This window comes from Neopusillimonas aromaticivorans (assembly GCF_030344915.1).
GTDB lineage: Bacteria > Pseudomonadota > Gammaproteobacteria > Burkholderiales > Burkholderiaceae_B > Neopusillimonas > Neopusillimonas aromaticivorans.
Map to the genome: position 1 here is coordinate 2025622 of NZ_CP128233.1, position 13668 is coordinate 2039289.

Below are 13668 nucleotides of genomic sequence, written 5' to 3' on the forward strand. Positions count from 1 at the left end.
GAAGAGGGAAGCGGCAGAGCGTGAACAGGCTGCGGAATGTGCTCCCAGCATCGGCATTATCCGTACTGGTACGAAGGGTTTTTCTCAACCTGCCCGAAGGCAAGTACCCCTGCATGAGCGCGCAGTATAGACCATTGATCCGGTCAGGCCAAACCGGGGCGTGGCTTAGCGCAACCCTTGATTGCTTTTGGCCAGCGCCAGGATCATGTCTTCGATCATTTGTTTCTGGTCAGCCGACAGGCTGTGGAAGGTGCCAGGCATGACACGTGAAAAAGGCCAGTCGATGCTGTGGATATCGCTTGGCAGTGCGCCGGGGTCATTCAGGGAGGACGGGGAATGAAGCGCTTGTTCCATCGGGCCGATGCCTTCTTCCAGCCATAACGGGTTGACCTGAAGTGCCTTCGCCAGCTTGAGTATGTTGCGTGATTTTTCCCTGAAGCGCTGTTCGTAGTTCGAAATGGCGCCTTGCGACAAGCCGGCCGCCTTGGCCAGTTCTGTCTGGTTCATGTGTCGCAAAGTGCGGGCGTAACGAAGTCGTTCGGCGAAAGTATTCACAAACGTGATTGAAACGCGTCATTCAATCACGTTGGTAATAAACAAAATCACGAATGTGATGTACAAGTTAAATTCATTACTGTCATTTCTGAAGAGTCTGTTCATGCGCCAGAATTTTTCAAACTGTTATCATCGTCATATCCATGCCTGGAGGCTGCCGTGCCATCACCCGTAATTCTTTGGTACAAGCCTGAAAGCTCGTCATCCAGGGTGTCTCTTCGTGATCTTTCCCTCGCGTGCCAGACGCTCGGCACTGCCGGGTTTGAGCACATCACCTGCAGCAATGCTTCTCAGTTGTTATCAAAGGCTGAACGGATCAGCCGGGGTTATGTGACGTCAAACGGGGGGTATGGCTGGATGCTGGTCGTGTTGTGTGCCAGTCTTGCAGAAAATGCCGCCCTCGCTCATTTGTTGCGTGCTGGGATGCCATCAATGGGGCTGGTGGCGTGCGTGCCCGATCAACGTGAATCGACCTGTTTGTTGGCCTTGCAGTCGGGCATTGACGCCTGGTTCACCCCTGACGCTTCTGAACAGTTGGTGGTGGCGACGATGTTTTCGTTGCTGCGCCGTATGGGTGGTGTCGACCCGTTGGTGCTGCCGGGTGCTGATTCAAGCGGTTGGCAATTGGTTGATCATGCCTGGAAACTGCAATTGCCTTCCGGAGAACAGGTGACCCTGACGACTCTGGAGCGAGCGTTCATGCTGGCCCTGACGTCATGCGAAGGCCGTAGCGCAACGCATGAACAGCTGACGAGCACGATGGGTCTTCACGACGTCGCCGCCGGGGCAGAAATCGGTCGCGAGCGTATCAGTGTGATGGTGAGCCGGCTGCGGCGCAAAGTGAAAGCCCTCGGTGCCGAGCTGCCGGTCAGGTCGTTGCACGGCAAGGGGTATCTGTTTAACGGCCCGATGCCTTGACGGGCGTATATAGTGCTGTTGCGTGGCCTTGACGTACTGATGCGTTGCCGATGACACAGATCGGCAACGACCATCGCATTAGCCGGTACTGCGCAAGAACACCATATTGTCGCGATGCATCAGTTCGGCATCTGACATGCTGCCCAGGATTTCAGGGATGCGTGCGGTGGGTTGGCGCATGATGCGGCGGGTATCCGTGGCCGAGTAATTGATCAGGCCGCGACCGCATTCACGACCCTGCAGGTCAACGCAGGCCACGACGTCACCCCGTTCAAAGTCGCCTTCGACATCAATGACGCCAATGGGTAACAGGCTTTTGCGCCCCACTGTAAGTGCTTTGACTGCGCCGTCGTCAAGGGTAATTTTGCCGCGCAGCCGCAGATGGTTGGCAATCCAGCGCTGGCGTGCTGAACGCACTGGTAGCTGGGCACGCAATTCGCTGCCGACACGTTCCCCGTTTCCAAGGCGCTGAAGTACGTGGGGTTCACGTCCGGAGGCGATGATGGTATGCGCCCCGCTGTTGGCCGCCCGTTTGGCCGCCAGCACTTTGGTCAGCATGCCGCCGGTGCCGATGGTGCTGCCGGCGCCTCCGGCCATGGTTTCGAGTGCAGGGTCGCCGGCCTGGGCAACCTCGATGAGTTCGGCATCGGGGTTCTTGCGGGGGTCTGCGCTGTACAAACCACGCTGATCAGTCAGGATGATCAGGGCGTCGGCTTCGATGAGGTTGGTGACCAGGGCGCCCAATGTGTCGTTGTCGCCGAACCGGATTTCATCGGTAACCACAGTGTCGTTTTCATTGACGATGGGAACGACACCCAGCGACAGCAGGGTATACAGGGTTGTGCGTGCGTTCAGGTAACGCTCGCGGTCAGCCAGGTCTTCGTGGGTAAGCAGGATTTGCGCGGTACGAATACCGTGCCGTGCAAAAGCAACTTCGTAGGCTTGCACCAGCCCCATCTGCCCGACAGCAGCTGCCGCTTGCAGTTCATGCATGGCTTGAGGGCGCTTTGTCCAGCCCAACCGGGCCATTCCCTCGGCAATGGCGCCGCTGGACACCAGCACCAGTTCACGACCTTGATGATGCAAGGCGGCTATTTGTGCGGCCCATTCGCCAACCGCAACGAGGTCGATGCCTCGCCCTTCGTTGGTGACCAGAGAGGAGCCGACTTTGGCAACAATGCGTTTGGATCGGGCGACAACAGAAGTCTCGGAAGACATGGATGAAGCGAGCCTGTACAGAGAAAACGGGTTAGTGGTAAGCGTGCAGTCGGGCGGCGGCCATGGGCATGACATGGCCGCTGGTCTCAGGCTGGGTCGGCAGGCCCGCGGGTTTCGTCGAAACGCGGATCTTCGGCAACATAGGAGCCGTCGGCCTTGTCAGATTCGGTATTCTCGCGTTGCCGTTCGGTATCGAGCCAGTCTTGAAGTGCCCAGACCAGGTCCTGGGTGCCTTCACCGGTCAGGCCGGAAATGATGAAGACCGGACCTTGCCAGTTCAGGGCCTTGCAGATACGTTTTTTGACGTCATCGGGGTTGGGCACCATGTCAAGTTTGTTAAGCACCAGCCAGCGTGGTTTTTCAAACAGGGCCGGGTCGTATTTGCGCAGTTCTTCGACAATGGCTTTGGCGCCTTCGACGGCCGGCTCGACAGGATCAATGTCAGGGTCAGGTGAAGCCACATCGACCAGATGCAGCAGCACGCGGGTACGTGACAGGTGGCGCAGGAACAGATGGCCCAGTGCCGGCGCCTTCCGAGGCACCTTCGATAAGGCCGGGAATGTCAGCAATCACGAAGCTGCGCGATTCGGACGTGCGTACCACCCCAGGTTGGGGTGAAGCGTGGTGAACGGGTAGTCGGCAATTTTCGGCTTGGCGTTCGATACCCGGCTGATGAACGTGGATTTACCGGCGTTGGGCAGCCCCAGCAGCCCTACATCGGCCAGTACTTTCAGTTCGAAGCGCAAACGACGCTGTTCGCCTTCCTGGCCGTAGGTAAACTGCTTGGGCGCCCGGTTCGTGCTGGACTTGAAGTGGATGTTGCCACGACCGCCTTCGCCGCCTGCAGCCAGCGTGACCTGTTCACCGTTTCGGTCAAGGTCGAACAGTTGTTCGCCGGTGTCAGCGTCGAAAATTGTCGTGCCGACTGGAACACGCAGAACAATGTCGGGTGCGCCGGCACCGTACTGGTCGGAGCCACGGCCGTTTTCGCCATTCTTGGCGCGATGCAGGCGTGCGTAGCGAAAATCGATGAGGGTGTTGATGTTGCGGTCGGCTACAGCATAAATGCTGCCGCCACGCCCGCCATCGCCACCGTCAGGCCCGCCTTTGGGGATGAACTTTTCGCGGCGAAAGCTCGCGGCGCCGTTACCGCCTTTGCCGGCAATAACTTCAATGGTGGCTTCGTCGACGAATTTCATGGGGCCTGCTGTTATTAAAGGTTAAGTGTTTATTCTAAAACAAAAAGCCCTACCGGCTGGTAGGGCTTTGCGCGCAAGATTGCAGGACTTATTCAGCCGATACAACCGAGACGGTGCGCTTGTTCAGTGCGCCCTTGATGGCGAACTTGACGTGGCCGTCGACCAGCGAGAACAGTGTGTGGTCTTTGCCCATGCCGACGTTGACGCCAGGGTGGAATTCTGTACCACGCTGACGAACAATAATGGAACCGGCATTGATGGCCTGGCCACCAAACACCTTAACACCCAGTCGTTTCGCTTGTGAGTCGCGACCGTTCCGCGTAGAGCCGCCGCCTTTCTTTTGTGCCATGTTTAGCTCCTGATAGCCGAGTTCGAAATTACGCGTTTACCGCGTCGATGCGAACTTCAGTGTAGTTTTGACGATGGCCTTGACGCTTCTGGTAGTGCTTGCGACGGCGCATTTTGAAGATTTTGACCTTGTCATGACGACCTTGTGCAAGAACTGTTGCCTTGACCACAGCGCCAGCAACCAAAGGTGTACCAATTTTCAATTGTTCACCTTCGCCAACCGACAATACCTGGTCCAGCGAGATTTCTTGTCCAATGTCAGCCGGTATCTGTTCTATCTTGAGTTTTTGGCCAGGGGCAACACGATACTGTTTGCCACCGGTTTTTATGACCGCGTACATGTGGGATACCTCAGTAAATAAGTTTTTGGCAAAACGCCAAGCCTGCAATTATCACCTGAAAAAGTGTTTTAAGTCAACAGCTAAGACGGTAAGGCTGTCTGCGCACAGGTGGCTTGCCACGCCGTTCGCGGCCACCCGGCAGTGGGGTGTGCTGTTGCCGATTATGAGCGATAGTCGGCGTTGATGCTGACGTAGTCGTGCGAGAAGTCGCAGGTATAGACTGTTTCTGCGGCGTTGCCGCGGCCCAGTGCAATACGCACGACAATTTCGGCTTCTTTCATGATGCGCTGGCCGTCTTCTTCGCGGTAGTCGGGGTTGCGCTGGCCATGGCTGGCAACCAGTACGTCGCCCAGCCACAGGTTCACGTTACCGACATCCAGGTCGGTGATGCCGGCGTAGCCAATGGCGGCCAGGATGCGGCCAAGGTTTGGGTCGCTGGCGTAAAACGCGGTTTTGACCAGTGGTGAATGTGCAACAGCGTAGGCCACCTTGAGGGCCTCTTCGGTTGTGTTCGCTTGTTCAACGTGGATGGTCATGAATTTGGTTGCACCCTCGGCGTCGCGCACGATTTTGGTCGCCAGTTCAAGGGCGGCATCGGCCAGAGCGTGATAGAGCTCGGCAAAATGAGGGTGTTCGCGCGAGTCGATGCGCAGACCGCTTTGCCCGCTGGCCATGACGATGAACGAATCGTTGGTCGATGTGTCGCCGTCGACGGTGATGCGATTGAATGACTGGTTCGCCAGGTCGGTGGCGACGGACTTGAGCAGTTCCGGGGCGATGCCGGCATCGGTGGCCAGGTAGCCCAGCATGGTGGCCATGTTGGGTTTGATCATGCCGGCGCCTTTGCTGATGCCAGTGATGGTGATTGTGTGCCCGCCGATGCTGAGTTGCTTCGAGCTGATCTTGGGCAGGGTGTCGGTGGTCATGATGCCGTGTGCCGCGTCAAACCAATTGTTCGGGCCCAGGTTGCCGATGGCGGCGGGCAGGGCGGAGACCAAACGATCTACGGGCAGTGGCTCGAGAATCACGCCGGTGGAAAAAGGCAGGATCTGTTCCGGGGCCAGGTTCAACAGTTTGGCCAGGGCGTCACAGGTGTCTTGCGTGGCTTTTAAGCCAAGCGCACCCGTACCGGCATTGGCATTGCCGGTGTTGATGACGAGGGCGCGGATTTCTGCCCCGCTGGCCAGGTGGGCCTCGCAAACCTGAACCGGTGCGGCACGGAAGCGGTTTTGTGTAAACACGCCGGCAACGGCGGTGCCGGCCGACAGTGTGAAGACGGTCAGGTCTTTGCGATTGGCTTTGCGGATGCCGGCTTCGGCAATGCCGATATCGATGCCCGCTACCGGGTAAATGCTGGACTGATCAGGGATGTGCAGATTGACGGCCATGGCGCAACTCTTACAGAAAAATGGGCCCGCATACGCGAGTAAACAGCCATTTTATAGCAGGCGCTGCGCGCTTCGTCAGCCGCGTGAGCCCAGCCGGGTCTGGGCCAGGAGTTTCAGTTCGCCGAGGGCCTCAAACATGGATTTACGGCTCTTGTCAGACAAACCGTTAAACAGAACCTGAATCCAGTGTTCGTGGGCATCGGCCATTTTCTGGAAGGCGCGTCGACCTTTTGGGGTCAGGCGGATGATCGAGCTGCGACGGTCAGAGGCCACTTTGAGGCGCTCGACATAGCCTTCCTTTTCAAGCTGGTCGGTGATGCCTGTGATATTGCCGTTGGTCACCATCATGTGGCGCGAGAGTTCGCTCATTTTCATCCCTTCAGGCACACGTTGCAGCTGGGCCATCAAGTCAAAGCGGGGCAGGGTGGTTTCGAATTCAGTGCGCAGGCGGCTGCGGATGTCACCTTCGATCAGGGTGCAGCAGGTCAGAAGGCGCAGCCAAAGACGCAGGCCGTCATGATCATCGGGGCCCGCACGCGACTCGAGATCGGGTGGGGAAGTTCGTCGGTAACCGGGTGAGGAGAGTTCATTTGGATTATGCGCTCGCAGTAAGGAAAAGCCGATGCAGCCGAATTACTGCAAGTCTGAAATAAATCAACGTCAAGAGATTTACCGGTTATATAGTTTAATCTTGAAGTTTTCTATTAGGGTTATTCCAGTGTCCCGGGTATTGTGCATTGCCGCATAAAAAAGCATTGCGTCGTGTTTTTTTGTGTATATAGTTTAAACCTAAACTAAATAGGTAGGCGCGTACCTCTTGCCAATCGCGCTCAAATTTCAAAAACTCTCGGAGAACGCTCATGAATATCGTATGTATTGGTGGAGGTCCCGCCGGCCTGTACTTTGGTTTGCTCATGAAGCTCAGCGACCCAAGCCACGAAGTAACTGTCATCGAGCGCAATCGACCGTATGACACGTTTGGCTGGGGCGTTGTGTTTTCAGACGCAACCCTTGAAAACCTGAAAGAAGCTGATCCCGTCTCGGCCGAGCGCATCGCACATGCCTTCAACCACTGGGACGATATTGATGTCTTGTACAAAGGCGCCAGCATTCGTAGCTCAGGCCACGGCTTTATCGGTATTGGCCGCAAGAAGCTGCTGAACATCCTGCAAGACCGTTGTAAAGAGCTCAACGTCAATCTGGTCTTCGAAGAAGAAGTAACCGATGACCAGGAAGTCGCCGTCAAGTACAAGGCTGACCTCGTGATTGCCTCCGACGGTTTGAACAGCCGCGTACGTACCCGTTACGCCGACACCTTCCAGCCTGACATTGATACCCGCAAGTGCCGTTTCGTATGGCTGGGCACCAAGAAAACATTTGACGCGTTCACTTTCGCGTTCGTCAAGACCGAGCATGGCTGGTTCCAGGCGCACGCTTACCAGTTCGAGCCTGGCACATCCACCTTCATCGTTGAAACCCCCGATGAAACCTGGCAAGCCCATGGTATCGACAAGATGAGTCAGGAAGAAGGGATTGCCTTCTGTGAAAAAATCTTTGCTGAATACCTCGATGGCAATGCGCTGATCAGCAATGCATCGCACTTGCGTGGTTCTGCCATCTGGATTCGCTTCCCCGCGTCATCTGCAAGAAGTGGGTGCACAATCAGCAATTGTCCGATGGCCGTACCGTGCCCATTGTTCTCATGGGTGACGCTGTACACACGGCCCACTACTCGATTGGTTCGGGTACCAAACTGGCGCTCGAAGACGCGATCGAACTGCACCGCTGCCTTATCGCCAAAAACCTCAACCTGGTTGAAGGGCTCGATCACTATGAGGCCGTTCGCAGTGTTGAAGTGCTCAAAATTCAAAATGCCGCACGTAACTCGACCGAATGGTTCGAAAACGTTGCGCGTTACGAAAACTTCGAGCCCGAGCAGTTTGCTTATTCCTTGCTGACCCGTTCACAGCGTATTTCCCACGAAAACCTGCGCGTGCGCGATAGGAAGTGGATTGAAAACTTCGAGCGCTGGATGGCGAAGAAAACAGGTGCAGTTACTGAAGGCGATCGTCCCGTTCCTCCCATGTTCACGCCCTTCAAACTGCGCGATATCCAGTTGAAAAATCGTGTTGTCATGTCGCCGATGGCCATGTATTCGTGCAAAGACGGGATGCCTGGCGATTTCCACATGGTTCACCTGGGCTCGCGTGCCATGGGTGGTGCCGGTCTGATCATGGTTGAAATGACTTCGCCGTCGCCCGAAGGTCGTATTACGCCGGCGTGCCCTGGTTTGTGGAACGACGAACAAGCCCAGGGCTTCAAGCGCATCACTGATTTTGTTCATCAGAACACCGATGCCAAGATTGGTATCCAGCTTGGTCACGCCGGTCGCAAGGCATCCACCAAAGTCAGCTGGGAAGGCACGGATATGCCGCTCGACGAAGGTAACTGGCCCATCATCTCGGCATCGCCGATTCCCTACATTGAAGGGGTGTCACAGACACCTCAGGAAATGACTCGTGCGCAAATGGATGAGGTCCGCGATCAATTTGTTGCATCGACACGTCGCGCCGCCGCAGCAGGCTTTGACTGGCTTGAACTGCACTGCGCACACGGCTACCTGTTGTCCAGCTTCATTTCGCCGCTCACCAACGTCCGTGCCGACGAATACGGTGGTTCGCTCGAGAACCGTATGCGTTATCCGCTGGAAGTATTCAAGGCAATGCGCGCGGAATGGCCTGCCAACCTGCCGATGACGGTTCGTATTTCGGCGCACGACTGGGCTGAAGGCGGCATCACTGATGACGATGCAGTTGAAATCGCGAAGATGTTCAAGGCGGCTGGTGTCGATCTGGTTGATTGCTCGTCGGGTCAGGTTGTACGCCACGAAAAACCGGTCTACGGTCGTATGTACCAGACTCCGTTTGCCGACCGCGTCCGCAACGAAGCCGGTATCGCCACGACCGCTGTTGGTGCCATTTTCGAAGCCGACCACGTCAACAGCATTATTGCCTCGGGTCGTGCCGACCTGTGCGCGGTAGGTCGTCCGCACCTGGCTGATGCAGCCTGGACGCTGCGTGAAGCCGCGAACATTGGCTTTACCGATATCGCCTGGCCCAAGCAGTATTTCCCGGCCAAGCGTCAGCTCGAAACCAATATCGAACGTGCGGCTGCCTACGCTCAGCCGGTTGGTAAATGACCATGGCTGCGGCGCAAGCGCCGCGTCATGCACTGGTTACCGGCGCCTCCCGGGGCATTGGTTTGATGGTGGCTGAACGCCTGCTGCGCCAAGGCTGTAACGTTACCCTGATGGGGCGGGGCGAAGCCTCGCTTGCCCGTGCGCAGCAGCAACTGGCTGCGCTGGGCGAGGTCGCTTGGGTCTCTGCCGACATCACCGATGCGGCAGAGGTCAAGGCCGCATTCGTCCGGGCCCGCGAAACGTTTGGTCCGGTTCATATTCTGGTGAATAATGCCGGTCAGGCGGTCAGCGAGCGCTTCGACCGTCTCGATGAGGCAGGCTGGGATCGCATGCTGGCCGTCAACCTTACGGGTACGTTTCATTGCATTCAGGCGGCATTGCCCGACATGCTGGCTGCCAAATGGGGCCGTGTCGTGAATGTGGCCAGTACCGCAGGTTTGCAGGGCTATGCCTATGTCAGTGCCTACTGCGCCGCCAAGCACGGTGTCGTGGGGCTGACCCGTTCCTGGCCCTTGAAGTCGCCAGGAAGGGCATTACCGTTAATGCGGTGTGCCCAGGCTATACCGAAACCGATCTGGTGCGGGAAGCGCTCGACAACATCATGCAAAAAACCGGGATGTCCCTTGAGGAGGCCAAGGCCAAGCTGGCTGAAGGCAATCCGCAAGGGCGTCTGGTCCAACCCGAAGAAGTCGCCGATGCCGTGGCCTGGCTGTGCACGCCAGGTGCCGGGGCCGTCAACGGACAATCGATCCCCGTCGACGGGGGCGAAGTTATGGTGGGCTGATCAGGCCCACCTCAAGGAGTACACATGACTACTGAACACACGATGGCCCATCACACCGGGCCTATGGCTGGATACGAAGCACGCAATTTCCTGTGGGAAGTTTCTGCTGATGGCAAGGTTGCGACCATTACGCTGAACCGCGCCGAGCGCAAGAATCCCTGACTTTCGAGTCGTATGCCGAGTTGCGTGACCTGTTCCGCAAGCTGTCCTACGCCAGCGATATCAAAACTGTTGTCGTTACCGGTGCGGGTGGTAATTTCTGCTCGGGCGGTGATGTCCATGAAATCATCGGTCCGCTCACCAAAATGACCATGCCCCAGTTGCTCGAGTTCACTTGTATGACCGGTGACCTGGTCAAGGCCATGCGCAACTGCCCGCAGCCGATCATTGCTGCGGTTGACGGTGTCTGCGCCGGGGCCGGCGCGGTTGTTGCGATGGCGTCAGACATGCGTCTGGCGTCCGAACAAACCAAAACCGCTTTCCTGTTCACCCGGGTGGGTCTGGCCGGAGCCGATATGGGTTCGTGCGCAATTTTGCCGCGTATCATTGGGCAGGGTCGTGCATCCGAATTGCTGTACACCGGCCGTTCCATGTCCGCCCAGGAAGGTCTGAACTGGGGCTTTTTCAACGCCCTGCATCCGTCCGAGTCTTTGATCGAAGCGGCACAGAAGCTGGCTCAACAACTGGCGAACGGTCCGACTTTTGCGCATGCCATGACCAAAAAGGCGCTGCATCAAGAGTGGTCCATGGGTGTTGATGAGGCCATCGAGGCCGAGGCGCAAGCCCAGGCCATTTGCATGCAGACCAAAGACTTCCACCGTGCTTACCACGCTTTTGTTGCCAAGCAAAAGCCAGTTTTCGAAGGTGATTGAATGACCGACACGACATGGCTTGATTGGCCGTTTTTCGACGAACGCCACCCCGACTTTGCCCGTGCACTTGATGCGTGGTGTGAAGCGAATTTGTCTCATATCGACCATAGCGATACCGATCAGGCCTGTCGTGATCTGGTGCGCGCCCTGGGCGATGCCGGCTTTCTGCAGGTGGTTGTCCCGTCCGGCCCCAACGGGCAGTGGGGCGGTCGCTGGCCTGAAATTGATTCGCGTGCGGTCTGTATCGCGCGTGAAACGCTGGCGCGTCACGAAGGCCTTGCCGACTTTGCCTTTGCCATGCAGGGGTTGGGTAGCGGTGCCATTTCGATCGCCGGCAGCGATGCATTGCGCCTGAAGTATTTGCCGCGCGTTGCCAGGGTGATGCCATTGCGGCCTTCGCCTTGTCCGAACCCAATGCGGGTTCGGATGTCGCAGCCATGTCGTGCGAGGCTACCCTTGACGGTGATCACTACGTCATCAATGGCGAGAAAACCTGGATTTCCAACGGCGGCATCGCTGATTTTTACTGTGTGTTCGTCCGTACGGGCGAAGCACCGGGCGCACGCGGCATATCGGCTTTTGTGGTTGATGCCGACACGCCGGGTTTGACGGTGCCCGAACGTATTGACGTCATTGCCCCGCACCCTTGGCGCGCCTGAAATTTGAAAACTGCCGCATCCCGGTGTCGCAGCGTCTGGGCGATGCGGGCCAGGGCTTCAAGATCGCCATGATGACACTGGATATCTTCCGGGCCTCGGTAGCGGCTGCCGCTTTGGGCTTTGCCCGCCGCGCCATTCAGGAAGGGGTTTCCCGCGCCAAGTCGCGTCAGATGTTTGGCGGGGCGCTGGCCGATCTTCAACTGACCCAGGCCGCCTTGGGTGACATGGCCACCGACATTGATGCGTCGGCCTTGCTGACCTACCGCGCGGCATGGATGCGGGATGTCCGCAAGCAGCGTACAACGCGTGAAGCCGCCATGGCCAAAATGACGGCCACTGAGTCGGCGCAGCGTGTCATTGACCGTGCGCTGCAAATGTTCGGCGGGTTGGGCGTTGTGTCCGGTGAACCCGTCGAAAAGCTGTACCGTGAAATACGCGCGTTGCGAATTTATGAGGGGGCAACAGAAGTACAAAAGCTCATCATCGCACGCGAATTGCTGAAAAATAGTTAAGGAGACAACCTTGGAACGTTCTGCTCACACCGATACCTTTGCCCGCGACAACCTGCCGCCACTTGATCAGTGGCCCGAGTTGCTGCTCGAGGGCAACCCCGATGTCGCCTATCCGGCGCGGTTGAATTGTGCGGCAGAGCTGGTTGACCGCCATGTTGATGAGGGGCATGGAGACCGCGTGGCCTTGCGCTGGCCCGAGGGGATCAGGACAAGGCGCTGACCTACGCCGAGCTCAAGCGTCTGACCAACCAGATTGCTCAGGTCCTGACGGAAGACATGGGTCTGGTGCCAGGTAATCGTGTGCTGTTGCGCGGCCCAAACAATGCCATGATGGCGGCCAGCTGGCTGGCCGTGGTCAAGGCCGGCCTTATTGCCGTGCCAACCATGCCATTGCTGCGCGCGTCTGAAATCAAGCCGATTGTTGAAAAGGCTGAACTTGATGCGGTTTTGTGCGACAAGCGTCTGGCGGATGAAATCGAACATTGTCTCGATGCCTCGCACCCGGCGTATTGTCCGGCGCTTAAACATGTGCGCTATTTTTGCGATAACGGCCCTGATGGGCTTGAGACGGTTGCGGCAGCCAAATCGGGCGACTTTACTGTTTGCGACACTGCTGTCGATGATGTCTGCCTGATCGCCTTTACCAGTGGCACTACCGGCAAGCCCAAGGGCTGCATGCACTTTCATCGCGATGTGCTGGCCATGTGTGATACCTTTTCGCGCCACACGCTTAAAACCTCGCCAGACGACATCATCACCGGTACACCTCCGCTGGCATTCACCTTTGGCTTGGGGGCATGCTCTGCTTCCCGCTGCGTGTGGGGGCGTCTACCGTGCTGATCGAACGCCTGACGCCGGACGAGCTTTTGTCGATGGTCGACCGCTTTGGTGTCACGATGACGTTCACGGCCCCCACGTTTTATCGGCAAATGGCTGCTTTGGCCAAAAATTACAGTCTCAAGTCACTGGTTAAAACCGTGTCGGCCGGCGAAGCCTTGCCCGACACGACCCGCCAGCTCTGGAAAGAGGCCACCGGCATCGAAATGATTGACGGTATCGGTGGTACCGAAATGATCCACGTGTTTGTGTCCAGCCCCCGAATCGGTGCGTCGTGGCGCCATCGGCAAGGTGGTGCCAGGCTACATCGCTCAAGTAGTTGACGAGGATTTCAACCCGGTCGCTCCAGGCGTTGTCGGCCGTCTTGCGGTCAAAGGACCGACCGGTTGCCGTTATCTGGCTGATGACCGCCAACAGGTTTATGTCCAGAATGGCTGGAACCTGCCCGGCGACACATTCAAGTTTGATGAGGATGGCTACCTGTATTACCAGGCTCGTAACGATGACATGATCATCTCGGCCGGCTACAACATTGCCGGCCCCGAGGTTGAAGAGTCGCTGATGACGCATCCGGCGGTTGCGGAATGCGGGGTTGTGGGCCAGCCTGACGCCGAGCGGGGCAATATCGTCAAAGCCTATGTCGTGCTCAAACCCGGTTTTTCCGCAGACGCCGCCATGGTCAAGACCTTGCAAGAGCACGTCAAGGCGACCATTGCACCTTACAAATACCCACGCTCCATTGAGTTCGTCAGTTCGTTGCCCCGCACCGAGACTGGCAAGCTGCAGCGCTTTGTGCTGCGCCAGAAAGCACAGAAAAACGTCTGAGCTGTTTTTTGAT

The 13668-nt window shown here is 57.3% G+C and carries 7 protein-coding genes and 6 pseudogenes; 6 read left to right on the forward strand and 7 right to left on the reverse strand.

All coding sequences use genetic code 11. From position 1 onward, the window contains the following. Nucleotides 1-165 precede the first annotated feature (165 nt). Nucleotides 166-555, reverse strand: coding sequence for a helix-turn-helix domain-containing protein (locus N7E01_RS11180; RefSeq protein ID WP_289172938.1), 390 nt, complete (start codon nucleotides 553-555; stop codon nucleotides 166-168). 330 nt (nucleotides 556-885) lie between these two features. Here N7E01_RS11180 and N7E01_RS11185 point away from each other — a divergent pair, with 330 nt between their 5' ends. Further along, nucleotides 886-1473: a helix-turn-helix domain-containing protein gene (locus N7E01_RS11185; RefSeq protein ID WP_289172939.1), complete on the forward strand. Its 588-nt coding sequence runs from the start codon at nucleotides 886-888 to the stop codon at nucleotides 1471-1473. Between the two features lie 78 nt (nucleotides 1474-1551). Here the strand turns inward: N7E01_RS11185 and proB are convergent, their stop codons facing one another. The 6 genes and pseudogenes from proB to N7E01_RS11215 form a co-directional block, all read right to left on the reverse strand. Next, a complete protein-coding gene (gene proB / locus N7E01_RS11190) occupies nucleotides 1552-2691 on the reverse strand; it encodes a glutamate 5-kinase (protein WP_289172940.1) in 1140 nt (379 codons plus the stop codon). An 86-nt stretch (nucleotides 2692-2777) separates the two neighbouring features. Continuing rightward, nucleotides 2778-3890, reverse strand: a pseudogene (obgE, locus tag N7E01_RS11195) (GTPase ObgE). A gap of 88 nt (nucleotides 3891-3978) precedes the next feature. Continuing rightward, nucleotides 3979-4239: a 50S ribosomal protein L27 gene (gene rpmA, locus N7E01_RS11200; RefSeq protein WP_289172941.1), complete on the reverse strand. Its 261-nt coding sequence runs from the start codon at nucleotides 4237-4239 to the stop codon at nucleotides 3979-3981. A 28-nt stretch (nucleotides 4240-4267) separates the two neighbouring features. Further along, nucleotides 4268-4579 carry a 50S ribosomal protein L21 gene (rplU, locus tag N7E01_RS11205; RefSeq protein ID WP_289172942.1) on the reverse strand — a complete coding sequence of 104 codons (312 nt, stop codon included), beginning with the start codon at nucleotides 4577-4579 and terminating at the stop codon, nucleotides 4268-4270. Between the two features lie 161 nt (nucleotides 4580-4740). Then, nucleotides 4741-5967: a bifunctional glutamate N-acetyltransferase/amino-acid acetyltransferase ArgJ gene (gene argJ, locus N7E01_RS11210; RefSeq protein ID WP_289172943.1), complete on the reverse strand. Its 1227-nt coding sequence runs from the start codon at nucleotides 5965-5967 to the stop codon at nucleotides 4741-4743. A 75-nt stretch (nucleotides 5968-6042) separates the two neighbouring features. Beyond that, on the reverse strand, nucleotides 6043-6576 hold the full coding sequence (locus N7E01_RS11215; protein ID WP_289175799.1) for a MarR family winged helix-turn-helix transcriptional regulator: 534 nt from the start codon (nucleotides 6574-6576) through the stop codon (nucleotides 6043-6045). Between the two features lie 251 nt (nucleotides 6577-6827). Between N7E01_RS11215 and N7E01_RS11220 the strand changes: the two are divergent. The 5 pseudogenes from N7E01_RS11220 (at nucleotide 6828) to N7E01_RS11240 (ending at nucleotide 13655) form a co-directional block, all read left to right on the forward strand. After that, nucleotides 6828-9166 (forward strand): annotated as a pseudogene (locus tag N7E01_RS11220) (bifunctional salicylyl-CoA 5-hydroxylase/oxidoreductase). After that, nucleotides 9163-9950 (forward strand): annotated as a pseudogene (locus tag N7E01_RS11225) (SDR family NAD(P)-dependent oxidoreductase). The pseudogenes N7E01_RS11220 and N7E01_RS11225 overlap by 4 nt, the downstream one beginning before the upstream one ends. A gap of 24 nt (nucleotides 9951-9974) precedes the next feature. Beyond that, nucleotides 9975-10822 (forward strand): annotated as a pseudogene (locus N7E01_RS11230) (enoyl-CoA hydratase family protein). After that, a pseudogene (locus N7E01_RS11235) lies at nucleotides 10823-11993 on the forward strand (acyl-CoA dehydrogenase family protein). A gap of 10 nt (nucleotides 11994-12003) precedes the next feature. After that, nucleotides 12004-13655 (forward strand): annotated as a pseudogene (locus N7E01_RS11240) (AMP-binding protein). Nucleotides 13656-13668: the final 13 nt, after the last annotated feature.

Excerpts from the sequence above, each read along its gene's own strand:
- proB (WP_289172940.1), bottom strand. The coding sequence starts at position 2,691 with ATGTCTTCCGAGACTTCTGTTGTCGCCCGATCCAAACGCATTGTTGCC.
- rpmA (WP_289172941.1), bottom strand. The coding sequence starts at position 4,239 with ATGGCACAAAAGAAAGGCGGCGGCTCTACGCGGAACGGTCGCGACTCA.
- rplU (WP_289172942.1), bottom strand. The coding sequence starts at position 4,579 with ATGTACGCGGTCATAAAAACCGGTGGCAAACAGTATCGTGTTGCCCCT.
- argJ (WP_289172943.1), bottom strand. The coding sequence starts at position 5,967 with ATGGCCGTCAATCTGCACATCCCTGATCAGTCCAGCATTTACCCGGTA.